This is a genomic window from Spirillospora sp. NPDC047418 (genome assembly GCF_040643275.1).
Taxonomy (GTDB): Bacteria; Actinomycetota; Actinomycetes; order Streptosporangiales; family Streptosporangiaceae; genus Spirillospora.
Window position 1 is genome coordinate 1 of the sequence record NZ_JBEYTW010000040.1, and the last position, 13,860, is coordinate 13,860.

Consider the following 13,860-nt stretch of genomic DNA (forward strand, 5'->3'; position numbering starts at 1 on the left):
TTGGTCACGACGTGGTTGTCGCGGACCTTGACCACCAGGGCGTCCAGGAAGACCACGGCGTAGACCGGGTCCAGCGGACGCGTCTGCCAGACCTTCACCTCGTCCATCACCTGGTCGGTGATGCGCGAGACGCTCTCGTGCGAGAGTTCGGTGCCGTACACCTGCTTGAGGTGGTGCAGGATGTCACGCACGCTCATACCGTGCGCATACAGGCTGATGATCATGTCGTCCAGGCCGCCGGCGACCCGGCCCGCCCGCTTGGGCACGATCACCGGCTCGAACGTCCCGGCCCGGTCGCGCGGCACCGACAGACGGACCGGGCCGACCCCGGTCTGCACCGTCTTGCCCCTGCCCCGCCCGTTGCGCGAGTTCCCCGAGTTGTTCCCGACCTGGTCATGCTTGCCATAGCCCAAGTGCGCGGTCAACTCGGCCTCCAGTGCCCGCTCGAGCACGGCCTTGACCAGCTGCCCCAGCATCGAATCCTCACCGGTCAGCCTCAGCTGCCCCGCCTCGTCCTTCGAGCGCTCCAGCAGCACGTCCAGAACCTCATCGCCCAGCAGCTCCCGGACCGACACATCCCGGTTCCCGCCCGGCATCGGCACCATTCCGCCGACACCGGCCCTGGCCTGGGCGACACTCTCATTCCCCTCGATCACGCTCACGGCTTCGAATCCCCCCGAATTCGATGGATGATCTTCCCTGTCGATCATCTACCCACCAAGATCATTTCCACGCTAGGAGAGATACCCCCGGAAGGCACGGCCTGCCGGGACGGCAGGAGAGCCTGTTGTAACCGCGCACTCTGCCGATGGGCGTGCGTTTGTCGGGGTACTGATCGCGGGACTAGCTTGCGTGGATGGTGTGGAAGAGGCCGACCTATCGGCTCGTGGATGGGGAGCGGGTCGAGGGGGCGTGGTGCCACGTCTGGGTCAAGGGCTATTCCGGCTACTACGTGGACGATCTGTTCGCCTACGCTGACGGTTTGCTCAGGTGCGGGGATGCCTTCGAGTTGCGCGGACTCCGGCAACGACTCGAGTCAGGAAAGATCGTTCTCCGTGATCCCGAGCGGCCGGTGCCCGAGCGACCTGCCGCGTCGCCGCGGTGGTCGGCCCGCTATCCGGAGCCGTTGACGAACGAGGGCTTCCTGGGCGAGGTCGCTGACGAGATCGAAGCGTTGAACGGCCGGCCGACGAGCTCGGATCGGTGCTGGGAGGCGATCAGGCGGTACCAGTCCGATCCCGCCGAGGACAATCGGGTGCAGATCCGCGAGGCGTACTTGGCGATCCCGGCGCACCGGCGGGTGTTCGTCCTGGGCGACATGGATCGGCAGGACATCCCGCTGCGGCAGTTGGTCACCGACATCGGCGAACCGGTGGGCGGGGACGGGCCGATCGCTACCGCGGAGATGCACTCGGAGGTTCTGGGGTACTTCAACGCCGGCGATCAAGGCCTGCGGCGTGAGCGTGAGCACCGGAATGTCCTGCATGCCGACGATCGGGTGCAGGCCGGGGCGGCCGCGATCACCCTGCATGAGCGGGTTGATCCGCCCACCGAGCCGCCGGAGCATCTGGACCTGTGGGCGCTCCGCAACGAGTTTCCGGCCCCGTTCACCTACGCCGGCCACACCTACCCCACGGTGATCCACGGGTATTGGTCGAGCGCCGTGGCCGCCCGCTCAGATCACGACCGCATCCGGGACGCAGGCACCGTCCGCGAGGCCCACGAGACCGGCGGCCGGTGCACATTGCGGCCGGACTGGGCAGCGGCTCGGACGGCATTGATGGCTGAGCTGCTGCGCGCCAAGTTCACCCAGCACCCCGAATTGGCTGACATCTTGCTGTCCACTGCCGACGCACGGATCAGCTACACCGGCGTCTCCGAGTCACCGTTCTGGACGGACCGCGGTCCCCGCGGAGGGCGCAACTGGGTCGGTCGGTTGCTCGAACTGGTCCGGGCCGAACTCCTCCAACCATGTGAATAGCCACCATCCGGGAGATCTGACCTCAACGAGCGGCTAGAGCAACCCCCCATCACGGGGTGACGCGCTCATGCCGCCGAGCCGACGCCCACCCCCCACGGCGGGCCAGATTTCGATCTGGACGGAGTCCCTGTCGCTTTCCGGGATGTCCGCTTTGTTGGCCCTGGACAGCACGTGGTGGGCACGAGATGTCGTGGAGGCGTCCCCGAGCCCAGGTCAGAGCCCCGAAGTGGATCAGCGGACGGCTACCGTGCGTGTTCGGTTCGGCCTCTGTGCCGGTCCGCCAGCGAGATCACGTTCGGCGAGACCGAGGGTTTCGCCTGCTCGTCGGCCGCGAAGTCGGGGAACGCGCCGGTCTGTGCGGGCGTCCAGACCATCACCGGGCCCGGCGCTTTTCCGGTCCCCTGCCAGCGCTGGACGCGTTCTGCGGTCCAGACGTACGGCTTGACTAATCTGCTCTTGATCCGGGGCAGTTCCACGTGCTCGATCGGACTGTGTGCGAGGCGCTTGGACTTGACCGCCGAGTTCAGCGCGGACGACAGCACCGTGTGGATCTTCCTGACTCTGGCGGCGAGATGGGTTGCTTCTGCTTGCGGGACGGCTTGCCGCCCGGAGGGAACTTCTTGCGCGGCAGCGCACGGGCGTCCAAGAACCGCTGAAGGAGTTCGCTCGGCTTCTCGGAGGTGGGAAGCGGCTTGTTGATCTGCAGAATGGCGTCGTAGAGGTCACGCGCGTGCTTGTCGCGCAACTCCACGAGCTTGAGGTGTCCGAGCCCCGGCATCAGGTAGAGGCGAACTTCGCGACCCTCTGGGGGGAATGGACCGATGTAGAGCTGTCTTCGGCGTCCGCCCGCTCCTGGGGAGCCTCGTAACGGGCCCACCACGAACCGTGGGAGCAATCACCAATCAAGCAGGGTCCTAGCGGGGCAAGGTGATCGCCAGGCCGGTCGAGATGATGAAGGTCCAGAAGATGAGTTGCAGGGGTATTGGCGGGCCGGAGGGTTCTTCGGGTTGGGCTTCGGTGGGCTGGGGGTCAAGGGGAGTGTCGAGTGGGATATTGCGGTGCCAGAACTGGTTGAGGCGGATCCATTGTTCGTGGTCGTCGATGTCGATGCCGACCCGGACGAGGAGGTCCTGTCTGTACAGGTCGAACGCGACCCGGACCTGGTCCGCGTACAGGCGTGCGGGTGTCAGGGCGCCGCAGTAGGTGAGCCACGCGGTGGCCGCGCCGCCCCAGTAGCAGGTGAGGAACAGCCATGTCGGGCCGTCGGCGCCTACCAGCCACGCGCCCGAGCAGACGGCGAACACGAATGACAGAGCCGAGATCGTCAGGTGGAACTCGACTTCCGCGCGGGCGGCGACGAGTGCGGCGGAGATCTTGGCCGGCAGGAGCGGGAACAGCCGCGGCCAGGTGAGTACGGCGTCGAGGCCGTACCGGTCCTGGGGGTAGCTTTCGGCGGTGCGCAGGATGTTGCCCAGGCGGGTCGGCATGATGTCCGCCGGGTCCGGGGGATAGTCGGAGGCGGCACGGTCGAACCCCAGCCGGCCGGCGCGTCGGTGGTGCCAGCGACGGCCGGGGGACGTCGCTGCGGCGCCGAGGCGTCCTGGCCACTGGCCCTCGTAGCAGCGGACGAGCGAGTGCGAGCGGCCCGAGAACACGGCGGCGAGCACCACGGCGACGATCAAGGCGCCGGTGCAGGCCAGCGCGCGGACGGTGCCGTCCAGCTTGTTCCACGAGCGGAGCACCGCGGCCGGGTCGGCCGACGTCCCGATGACCACCGCGGCGAGCAGGCACAGGGCGATGAGGACGGGGAGCAGGGCGTTGAGCACGAAGCGGCGGTCGAACAGGCCCCCGGTGTCCTTGACCACGCCGGTGAGCACGGTCAGCCGCCCAGGGTGAGGTCGTGCGGCTCGCGGTCCGGGTTGGCGCAGCGCGGTGGCCTGCGGGGATTCCAGTAGTCGAGCGCGTTGCGGTGGCCGCATTCCGCGCAGGTCACGCGCGCTGCGGCAAGCCGGACGCGGCCGGGCAGTTGTGAGTCGGTGGCGGATCCCCACGGGCCCATCGGGTTGTCGGGCAGGGGGTGTTCGCCGGAGGCGAGGTAATCCGCGACTCGCGTCGCCGCCAGGGCACCGATGGGTGCGCCGTCGCGCGTGAGCACCAGCCACGGGATGTCCAACTCCAGGAGCGTGATCTCAGGGGAGTTGGCCAGCTCTGCGAGGGTCAGTTCGGCGTCGACCGCGATCGCCGGGGAGAGCCCCGGCCAGTCCGCCAGGGATGCCGCGTCCACGCCGGCGAGGTGGGCGGCCGTGACGGTGCCGAGCACGTTCCCGTCATCGGCGACGACCACGCCGATTCCGGCCGAAACGGCCTTCGCTTCGGCGGGGGTCAGTTCGGCGGGCAGGACGGTGATGTCGAAGTCGGCGTGTTTGACGACCGGATCCGTGGGTCTCAATGCCAGTCTCCAATCAGCACAAATCCAGCCCAGTAGTACGGATGTGGATAGATTTTCTTAGCGTAGTCGGGTTCGCCGCCCCGCCCTTTCCGCGCGAGTGCGGCCCTGGCATGTGCGGCGCGCAAGTCCTGGTCGTCCTCGTTGCCCGGGACGTCGAGCAGGTCCGCGTAGGCCGCGGCCGCGGCGGTGAAGTCCCGGGCGCGGAACCGGGCGTCGGCCACCTGCCGGGCGTGCACGCCGTGGTCGCCGCCGACGCGGGCGCAGTAGTCGATGATGTCCTGGAGGGTGGCGTCCCGGACCGCGAGCTGGGCCGTGCGCAGTGCCTCGGCCTTGCCCTCTCCCCCGTTCCTCGCCTTGTAGAAGGAGTACATCAGCAACCCGGTGGCCACCTCGTCCACCGCCCACAGGCTGACCAGCACGGCCGAGGCGCCCGCGTAGATCAGCGTTCGGGTCAGGCCGAACAGCTCGTCGCCCGGCCGGCGGTGGGCAGCGCCGCTGTGGCATGCGCTCAGCGTGACGAGGTCCGCGGGCAGTGCCATGCCCAGGATGCGTTCGGCGGTCAGCAGCCCGTCGTCGGCATCGTCCTCCGCGAGCAGGACATGGGAACGCGCGGGCTGTTCGGCATCGAATTCTCCGTGGCAGGCGATGTGGAGCACGGACACGCCGCCCCGCACGGCCTCGACCATCGCGGTGGCCGTCGCGTCCGGCCCCACGAACCCCGTGGCGGGATCCAGCAGTGAGCGGACCAGACTGCTCTGCGCCCGCGAATGCGGCAACGGCCGTTCGGCACGGGAATCGGCCAGAACCACCGACGTGCGCGCGGTGGGCCGCCGCTTCGCCTGGCAGTAGCGCATCACGGTGGCGGCGGGGGTATAGCAGACGGGGTTGCGGCTTATCAGCGGTGCGCCGTCCACCTCGAACGCGTGGAGCGGCACACCATGCAGCAGGTCGTGCGGCACGATCCAGAGGACCTGTCCCGGCTCGCTGTTCCGCAGGAGCGGGTCGACCAGTGGGGCCAGCGCGTCCCAGCCTCGCATGGAGGTGGCGTCGGTCGTGCCGAACCCTCCGTCCAGGGCGCGTGCCAGTTCCGCGCGGGGCATCGGAACCCGCGCGATCGTGGGTTCGGCGGCACCCGAGGCGCCCAGCAGGACGACGACGGCGTCGTCGGTCACGTGGTACTCGGCCAGCAGCGCCTGACCGAGCAGCGGTTCGACGTCGGTGAACGTCAGCGGGTCGCCCCTGCGCATCTGGACGTACTCCGCACCGCGCGTCCCGGTACGGGCGAGTGTGCGCCAGATGTCCGCCAGTTCGCGGCGGGCGGCGCGCAGCTCGGCCAGCGCCCGGATCTGCTCGCCGCGGCTGTTCAGGGACGCTCGCCGGCGCCGCACCTCGGCGAGCTGCGTGCGCTCGCGGTGCACCATTTCCGCCGGGACGCCGTCGGCGCCCAGGTCCGCGGTCTCGGCGAGCTGCTGCAGCAGCAGGCGCGACCGGCCCCGCTCGGCGAGGTCGAACGCGGAAAGGGCGGGCCGCTCGGGCCAGCCCGGGCCGGACCCGGTGGACAGCAGTGCGATCTGCCGGGTGTGCAGGGCTTCGAACCAGCCGTTGACGTGCATGCGCAGCTGCTCGTCGTCGGCCTTCTCGCGGAGGCGCTCCTGCAGTTTCAACGCGCCGTTCAGCGTCTCGAACGCGGCGAGCGGATCGTGCTTCGCCTGCCGCCTGGCCAGCTCCATCAGGACCTGCAAGGCCGTCCGCTCCTGAGAGTCCTCCTCCAGGAGTGCCGCGGCCTCGCTTAGGTCCTGCGCGGCGTCGTCGAGGCGCCCCCGCCGCCAGTGCTGTTCGCCGCGGTCGATCAGCCGTTTGGCGGGGCCGTCGCCGACAGGCCGGTGCAGTGGGATCCCCGGGTTCTCCACCGGTGGCGAGACCGGCGGCGCCTGGCCCGCCAGGGGGCGCCACGGTGGTGCGGGGGCGCGGAGATCGCGGATGAACGGACGGCCGGTGGCGCCTTCTCTCCGGTGGAACTCCGAGAGGTCGGCGTCCGCGGGCAGGTCCGCGCCCGCCCATCGGCGCGCCGGTGCCAGCAGCCCGGCATCGGCGGCGATGCTTCTGCGTTCGGCCTCCGCCTCGGCGCGGCGGTCCAGGCGTTCCGCCAGGAGACGGGCGCGGTACAGCTTGGCGAGTGCGGCGAAGTCGGGCAGGCCAGCACGGGTGAACGCGGTCGCGGCCGCGCGGTAGGCGGCTTCGGCTCCCGTCCAGTCCGCCGCGGCCTCCAGCACCTGCCCCCGGCTGAACCGGCAGTCGGCTCGCGCCCGGGCGACATCGTCCTCGGACACGTACTGCTCGGCGGCGTCGATGAGTTCCTCGGCCGCCTCGAGCCAGGCCCGTCCCTCGTTGACCGCTCGGTCCGCCCACGGTTCCCGAACCTGGTCGTCCATGGTCAACCGGGCGGCGACGCGAAGGGACCGGGGATCCTGGCGGCGTGCCGCGTTCTCCCGGGTCAAGGACGCGACGGCTTGGGCGGCCATGGCGTGCGGCAGCGCCAGGCCGGTCGGCCGGTTCACCTCGTCGTACAGCCAGGCTCCGGCGACGTGGGCATCGTAGGACGTGTTGTCGCGGCGGAAGTTGTGCGCCGAGACCGCCCTGCTCCACCACAGCGGCGAGACATCGCGTCTGATCTGCCAGGTGAATACGGCCAGAACCCACAGCGAGGTCACGATCGAGGACCACACGGCCACGGACGACGGCTGGACGAGGCACACGTAGGCCAGCAGGGGGGCGCCGGCAAGACTGCCCGCCTGGTGGGCCAACGGCCAGACCGCCCTGGCCGGTACAGTCAGGACAAGGGTGGACGCCCCTACGATGAACATCAGCGAGCCGGCGGTCTGGACAAAGCCGAACAGGTCGCCCGGCAGCTTGTCGTGATCGCTTACGAACACGAGCAGCATGGCCATTTGAGCCGTGATGTCGTTGACCAGATACCGGCACCGGTCGTAGCGGCTCATCGCGCGGGTGCGGGCCCGGCCGGCCGCGCACGCCGCCGTGGCGAGGGCGCCCACGAGCACCGCGAGGAGCGGGTTCAGCGAATCGTCGACCGTGGCGATGGCCACCGCAATCCCCAGAGGGAGCCAGACCAACACCTGTGACACCGTGTTGACCAGGTGGACCCACGCTTCCACCGGACGGCCGGGACGGTCCGACAGTCGCGCCCGGAGCCGGCGCTCATAGGAGAGCCGATCCCGGATGCTCAGGCGGGCACCGCTGGTCACGTACAGCCGGACGCCGAAGGCCGAGGCGGCCAGAATCCCCCACGACTCCAGGGCCTCCGTGCCCGGGTTCCTGGCCAATGCGGTGACGGCGTACCCGAGGGCCAGTTCAGGTGTCAGCACCCCGGCCGCGGCGGCGCTGCAGATACGCAGAAGATCGTCCCGCGGGTTGCCGGTTTCGGGAACCAAACCGGTGAAACCGACGGCCACGCCTGCCACCAGCAGCAGTATGTGTCGCACAATGCTCATCATCCCGATGTATCGGCGCCACCACAATCGGACCGATAGATTGCGGTCGTATCGCGTACGATGAACTCCCGGATGTCACGCTCGGGGGCCCATGTGACCATTGAGAACGTTCCGGAGGTATCCGAACCGGCGCAGGTCTTGTTGATCATTACCGGTCTCGTATTCGCATGGCAGCGGTTTCGCGAGGTACGGGCACCGATTCGGCGTGGACAGGTTCTCTGTGGCGTCGACCTGGTTCTGGCGGCCGTTCTCGTCGTGGGGTCCGGGTGGTTCGGTGACCTGGCGGCCTCCCTCGCGCGGGAATCGGTGCTGATCCTCATCGCCGCCGGCCTCATGGCGGGAATTGCGGGGCTGGCCACGACCGGGCTCGCGACCATCGGGATGTGCGTCCTGGGCGGCGGCGGGCAGGAAGTGACCGCCTGGTTCCTCACCCCGCTGCTGATCGGCGCGGCACTGCGCAATGTCCGGCTCAAACCGGAGATGCCGCGCAGGCCGAGTCCGTACCGGCGCCCCTCCCCCTACTTGACGAAACTGCGGAACGGGGAGGACCCACTCTTTCCGGGTGTGCCGGACGTCCTTTGGGGCTTGCTCGCCAGAGTCGCCGGCGGCGTCCCCTTGGTCGTCGTTCTGCTGTCGCCGGAAGACGGCCAGAGCCGGGAGCGGATCGGCGGTGCGATCTTGGTATGGGGCATGCTCTACTGCTACGACCTGGCAAGAAAGCCGTTGCTCATGCCGCATCGGCGGTCGGCGCGGACCGTGGACACCGGAATCTTCCTGGTGCTGCTGGCCGTGGCAGCCGGACCGCTGGGCGAACTGATGGCACGGTGGTGGACGGCGCAGCACGCGTCGATCGAATGGTGGCAGTTGGGCCTGCTGCCCTTCCTGTTGTCCATCGTCTCCCAACTCGTCAACCCGCGCTTCGACGGCCGGCGAGGCTTCCGGTCGCTTCTCCCCTTGTTGCGGGTCTTCTGCTTCACGCCCCAACTCCTGCTCGTATGCACAGTCCTTCCTTTTCTCGTCGGCGGCGTTTTCCATCCGGACGTGCGGCTGGTCGAGGCATCCGCGCCGGTTCTGCTGGTCGGCCTGATCCATGGGATCATCGCCGTGCAGAACTCGGCCATTTCCCTACAGCACGTCGCGGACGTGATGGTGCTGGTGCGCGCTTCGGCCGTGGACCGAAAGCGACTGATCACCGGCTGGATCTGCGACAACTTCCTACGGCGCAGGCGGTGGCGGAGGGCACCGCTCTTCGATTACTCCCTGGTGCGTTTGGCCGGGGTGCTCGCCGAACTCAGCGCCGAATCCTCGGCCGCGACCGCGGGGCTGCGCCTCTACCTGCCTTGGGGCGGCACGGCGCGACTCGACCACACCGCCGCCGATCAGTTGCTCGGCCTCGCGGAACAACTGCTCGACCAGGTGGACGCCTGCTTTCCGCCTGCCGACCACGGGCCGGGCACCCGTCTCCACCATGCGCAGCAGACAGCCCGTGCCGACCTCGCCCTCCACCGCGGTTTCGGGGCCTATCACCTGAACGACCCCGAGGCGGACGTCGCCGCGATGAAGCAGGCCGCCGACCATTACACCGCCATCAACGCCCCGTCCCACGCCGCCACCGTGCTCATCCACACCGCCGACCGGCTGTCCATTCTCGAACAGCACGAGGCAGCGGCCGCCCTGCTCGCCGAAATCCCGGAAGACCTCCTCCCGGTTATTCGCCGCCTCCTTCTCCTCGTCCGGGCCTCCGCGGCCCACCGCGCCCACCGCACCGCCGCCGCCCGCACCCTTCTCAGCACTGCGAGAGCCATCCCGCAGCACACCGGATTCGAGTTCCGCAAGGCGTTTCTCGCCGAAAAGGTCAGCTATCCATCATTCGCCGATGGCGCCCTGGAAACCATGGTCAAGACCGAACTCCACCTCGACCGCGAGTTCGGCGATGCTCACCCAACTCGCCGCTGACCTCACCGCAAGGTTGTCAGCGAACGCCCTCTTCTGCCGAGAAGCGGATGTGTTGAGGTTGGGTGCCGTGGCCAATGTCCACGAATGAGCCTCCGTCGTGGCGTCATCAGTCGATTGATCGGTAGAGTCGCCGGGTGACGACGGGCGCCGGTTCCGAGGCCGACCGTCCGCCGGAGCAGTGGCGGTGGACGTGGGATCATCCGGTCGGTCCCCGCTGGCTGCTCCTTGGCGACGTCGGCTTCGAGAACTCGTATGAGGACGACATTCCGCTGGCGCTGTGCGCGGAAATCGAAGGACCGTTCGTTGACCTGCCGCCCCGACCGCGGGAGCCGTTCACCCTCGTCGGCTGCATCCCGGACGGCGCGCTGGCCGATCTGCTCGACCGGCTGCCGGCCGAGGCACTCGGCACCGAACGAGCCTGGCTCGGTGACATCTCGATAACCGAACATCCACCACCGCCGGGCACTCCGCCGTCCTGGTGGGGCGAGGACCTTGCCGATATCGTCGTCCTCGCACAACGACCAAACCTGACGATGCCCGGAACAATGGATATCGATCTGGACGGGTTCGTCCACATCTACGATCGCACGGACGCTGTGGCACGTCCCGGCGACGTCACCGAATTCGTCCTCCTGGGCCGGGACGAGACACGCTACGGCACATGCGGGGACATCACCGGCGTGTTCCGCGAGCAGGCCGCACCGCCCGTGCCGCAGATCCGGCTCCTCGGCTGCCGACCAGAAGCCCCCTTGCTGACCGCGCTAGACGCGCTCGGACAGTCGACCAAGGCGGGCCTACGTCGACGCCGGATCCGCGCCGAGGTGTACCTGGTCGCCGCCGATGGTTCCGTCGGCCAGGCGATCGGCGCCCTGGTGTCCGGAACGGTCGAGGCAGGCGAGCCGTCCCGGTACGGTGCCGGACTCCTCGACGTGAGCGTCGACAGCGACCCGCAGGAGCCGCTGCCGACCGGGGTTCTCCGCATCCTGGAGCACTGGTATGCCGGACGGCCCGCCGAGAAGAATCTGTGGGCCGGCTATGACCGGGAGTTGCGCCACCACTGGTCCGGGGTGGCGCTCGGTCACCGGTCGAGGACGCCTGACCGGTCGGCCGGCACCACTTACGACCTCGACGGCCGGTTCGTCACCGACATCGAAGGGTTCTACTGCGCAATCGGCGAAGCGATCAACGGCCCAGGCGGATATTTTGGCTGGAACCTCGACGCCCTTGACGACTGTCTCTGCGGGGGGTTCGGGGCGCAAGCACCATTTCGGCTGGTATGGCACGACTCGGCCGTTGCCCGCAGGCACCTCGTCGAAGGCTACGACCGGCCTCGGCTGGGCCCGGCGATCACCCTGGGCTACCTGCTGGGCATGCTCGCGGAACACCATGTCGAGATCGACTTGCGCTGAGTCGCGAGCCGACCGCGCAGTGGGCCGCCCGCCGCGCCGGCCGTCCTCCTGCCGCGCTCTACCGTGATGCCCTGGCATTGAAGCAACCATGGGCCGGGCTCGTGCACTCGTCGCCGGGTTCGGTGAATGCGGAACGCGTCAGGATGTGGACGTGCTTCTGCCCTTCCTGGAGCACCCGAGTCCCCGCGTGCGGGCCCAAGCGGGACGAGCCGTCCGCCGCCTGGACGGCCCCCTCACCCAGATCGCCGGCATGCTCGCCGATTCACCCCCACATATCCGGCTGGGGGCCTACGACCAACTATGCGACAAAGACACCTGGACCCGCGTCCACGTCAATCTCCACCTTTTGGCCGCCCGTGACCCGAAGCTCAGCAACCGAGCATGGGGGCGGATGGGCGGGAGCGGCCCTCCGGCGGGCGGGCGTGCCTCGACGTTGCGCCGCTGTCTGATGGCGGCGTACTGCGTGATGAGTAGATCGAGGCGCTGGGAGATCCGCTCTGGGTGGAGTGGAGATCCGTCTGGGTTCGCGGAAGGTCGGTCGTGGGGGCCGATGGCGAGTGGAGCCGAGGGAGGCCGTCAGGCTCAGAGGGTCGCCGCGTGGTCTGGGACGTGGGTCTGTGCGTCTCGCGGGGGGCGCTCGTAGCCCTTGGAAGGCGGGCGTTCGGGGAGCTGGAGCGGCGGATGCTCCACTTCGTGGTAGGGGATGCTCGACAGCAGATGGGAAATCATGTTGATGCGGGCCCGGCGCTTGTCGTCGCTTTCGACATCGAACCAGGGCGCCTCGGGGATATTGGTGCGGACGAACATCTCGTCCTTGGCGCGCGAGTACTCCTCCCAGCGCGATATCGACTCCAAGTCCATGGCGGACAGTTTCCATCGCCGCATGGGATCGTCGAGCCGTTTGCGGAAGCGGCGTTCCTGCTCGGCGTCGCTGACGGAGAACCAGTATTTGCGCAGCAGGACGCCGTCCTCGACGAGCATGCGCTCGAAGGTCGGGCACTGGTGCAGGAAGCGCCGGTACTCCTGGTCGGTGCAGAAGCCCATGACCCGTTCGACGCCCGCGCGGTTGTACCAGGAGCGGTCGAACAGGACGATCTCGCCGGCCGCGGGCAGGTGTTCGACGTACCGCTGGAAGTACCACTGGGTTCGCTGCCGCTCGGTCGGCTTCGGGAGCGCGACGATGCGAGCGACGCGGGGATTGAGGTACTCGGTGACGCGTTTGATGGTGCCGCCCTTGCCGGAGGCATCACGTCCTTCGAACACCACGGCCATGCGCACCCCCTCGGCGCGTACCCAGTCCTGCATGACCATCAACTGCTCTTGGAGCCGGAGAAGTTCACGCTCGTAGATCCGCCGGGGCAATCGCCGGGATGAGCCCATACCCGCCTCCATATGTCGAACATGCGCGCCTCCGCCTCAGTCTGGCGGATGCGCCACAGCGTCCTGTGCGGGGCCTGGGCCGGGGTCTTCGCGCTCGGCGTCGAGGGGCCGGTGTCCGAGGCCGGGTGTGCGGTCACAGAAAGGTGATCTCGGCCTTTAGGTCCAGGTACTCGCCGTACTGCCCGGCGGCCTGGTCCAGGGCCTCGATTTCTGCAGGTGCAAGGGTCCGGTAAGGCCACAGATCGAAGCGCACACGGTCGCGGCCGATGGTGCGCCGCATGGAGGCGAGCAGCTGCCCCTCGACCAGGGCCATGCCGATCGCGGACTCTCGGGTGCGCGGCACGAGTCCGGCGGCGTCCAGCACCCAGCGGGAGTCCTGGTAGCCGCGGTAGGACTCGTCGAGGACCTGCAGAAGGTGTGCCGCGGGGTCCTGCCGCCGGTCGGGGGCTTCTCCGGGGGCGTGCCAGAAGGTGCGACCGTCGTGCTCGAACGAGTCGAGCCGGTCGCGCACGTGCCGCAGGCCGGCGCGGACGTCGGTGAGGGTGAGCGTCGCCCAGTAGGCGAGGTCCCGTTCAGTGGCCGGGCCATGCCCGGTGAAGTAGCGCAGCGCGAGTTCGGCCAGGGCCTCGTCCCGGGAGAGCCGCCGCGGTGCGGGCACGCGCTCGGCCATCAGCGCGTAGGTGTGTTCGCCGTCGACAACTCGGCCGCTGCAGATCAGGCGGTCCAGTTCGGCGTGGGCCAGCAGGATCATCAGCATGTGCCCGCTGCCCTGGACTCCGCGCTCGCGCGACTCCTCTGCCAGCTGGGTGCGGGTGAGGTGTCCCCGGCTCGCCAGTGCGTCCATGACGGCGGCGGTGGCCCGTTCGATGGCGCGTTCGTCGAGGCCGTGGGTGTCGCGCAGTTGCTGGCCAGTGATCCGCCGTACACGGGGGCCGGTCAGATCGAGCAGCCAGCCGATGTCCTCGGCCCGCACGAAGTGCCACGTCGGGCGCAGGACGTGGGTGCGCACGACGGCGCCGTCGTCGCAGAGGGACGCCAAGTCGGCTTGGTTGGGTTTCTGCGTGCGCGAGGCCACCGCCCAAGCCGACTGACTCGGGTTCTCCGCCTGGACGGCCAGCAGTGTGCCGACCGCCTCGTCCGCCGACCCGGCGTGGGGCCGGACCAAGCGCTGACTGC

At 69.0% G+C, this 13,860-nt stretch carries 11 protein-coding genes; 3 read left to right on the forward strand and 8 right to left on the reverse strand.

Annotated features, from left to right (window positions below; all coding sequences use genetic code 11):
* Positions 1-662: IS256 family transposase (locus tag ABZ806_RS23965; RefSeq protein WP_500219660.1), on the reverse strand; the 662-nt coding region annotated here is incomplete at its 3' end.
* 194 nt (positions 663-856) lie between these two features.
* Between ABZ806_RS23965 and ABZ806_RS23970 the strand changes: the two genes are divergently transcribed.
* Positions 857-1,981, forward strand: a complete 1,125-nt coding sequence (locus tag ABZ806_RS23970) for an NADAR family protein (protein ID WP_500219596.1) — start codon at positions 857-859, stop codon at positions 1,979-1,981.
* Between the two features lie 242 nt (positions 1,982-2,223).
* Here the strand turns inward: ABZ806_RS23970 and ABZ806_RS23975 are convergent, their stop codons facing one another.
* From ABZ806_RS23975 to ABZ806_RS23995, 5 genes are all read right to left on the reverse strand, one after another.
* Positions 2,224-2,523 (reverse strand): hypothetical protein, encoded by a 300-nt coding sequence (locus tag ABZ806_RS23975; RefSeq protein ID WP_500219597.1) that lies wholly within the window; start codon positions 2,521-2,523, stop codon positions 2,224-2,226.
* Positions 2,505-2,759: a hypothetical protein gene (locus ABZ806_RS23980; protein WP_500219598.1), complete on the reverse strand. Its 255-nt coding sequence runs from the start codon at positions 2,757-2,759 to the stop codon at positions 2,505-2,507. Before ABZ806_RS23980 ends, ABZ806_RS23975 begins: the two co-directional genes overlap by 19 nt.
* Positions 2,760-2,895: 136 nt before the next feature.
* Positions 2,896-3,858: a hypothetical protein gene (locus ABZ806_RS23985; RefSeq protein WP_500219599.1), complete on the reverse strand. Its 963-nt coding sequence runs from the start codon at positions 3,856-3,858 to the stop codon at positions 2,896-2,898.
* Positions 3,859-3,860: 2 nt separating this feature from the next.
* Positions 3,861-4,430 carry a hypothetical protein gene (locus ABZ806_RS23990; protein ID WP_500219600.1) on the reverse strand — a complete coding sequence of 190 codons (570 nt, stop codon included), beginning with the start codon at positions 4,428-4,430 and terminating at the stop codon, positions 3,861-3,863.
* On the reverse strand, positions 4,427-7,930 hold the full coding sequence (locus ABZ806_RS23995; protein ID WP_500219601.1) for a CHAT domain-containing protein: 3,504 nt from the start codon (positions 7,928-7,930) through the stop codon (positions 4,427-4,429). Before ABZ806_RS23995 ends, ABZ806_RS23990 begins: the two co-directional genes overlap by 4 nt.
* A 102-nt stretch (positions 7,931-8,032) precedes the next feature.
* Between ABZ806_RS23995 and ABZ806_RS24000 the strand changes: the two genes are divergently transcribed.
* Positions 8,033-9,895, forward strand: coding sequence for a hypothetical protein (locus ABZ806_RS24000; RefSeq protein ID WP_500219602.1), 1,863 nt, complete (start codon positions 8,033-8,035; stop codon positions 9,893-9,895).
* Positions 9,896-10,029: 134 nt separating this feature from the next.
* Positions 10,030-11,304, forward strand: coding sequence for a barstar family protein (locus tag ABZ806_RS24005; RefSeq protein ID WP_500219603.1), 1,275 nt, complete (start codon positions 10,030-10,032; stop codon positions 11,302-11,304).
* A gap of 582 nt (positions 11,305-11,886) precedes the next feature.
* Here the strand turns inward: ABZ806_RS24005 and ppk2 are convergent.
* Complete coding sequence (gene ppk2 / locus ABZ806_RS24010; protein WP_500219605.1) at positions 11,887-12,684, reverse strand: polyphosphate kinase 2; 798 nt, start codon at positions 12,682-12,684, stop codon at positions 11,887-11,889.
* A 133-nt stretch (positions 12,685-12,817) separates the two neighbouring features.
* On the reverse strand, positions 12,818-13,849 hold the full coding sequence (locus ABZ806_RS24015; RefSeq protein WP_500219606.1) for a winged helix DNA-binding domain-containing protein: 1,032 nt from the start codon (positions 13,847-13,849) through the stop codon (positions 12,818-12,820).
* Between the last annotated feature and the right edge of the window lie 11 nt (positions 13,850-13,860).

Coding starts and splice junctions, on each gene's coding strand:
- ppk2 (WP_500219605.1), bottom strand. CDS start 12,684: ATGGGCTCATCCCGGCGATTGCCCCGGCGGATCTACGAGCGTGAACTT.
- ABZ806_RS23970 (WP_500219596.1), top strand. CDS start 857: ATGGTGTGGAAGAGGCCGACCTATCGGCTCGTGGATGGGGAGCGGGTC.
- ABZ806_RS23980 (WP_500219598.1), bottom strand. CDS start 2,759: ATGCCGGGGCTCGGACACCTCAAGCTCGTGGAGTTGCGCGACAAGCAC.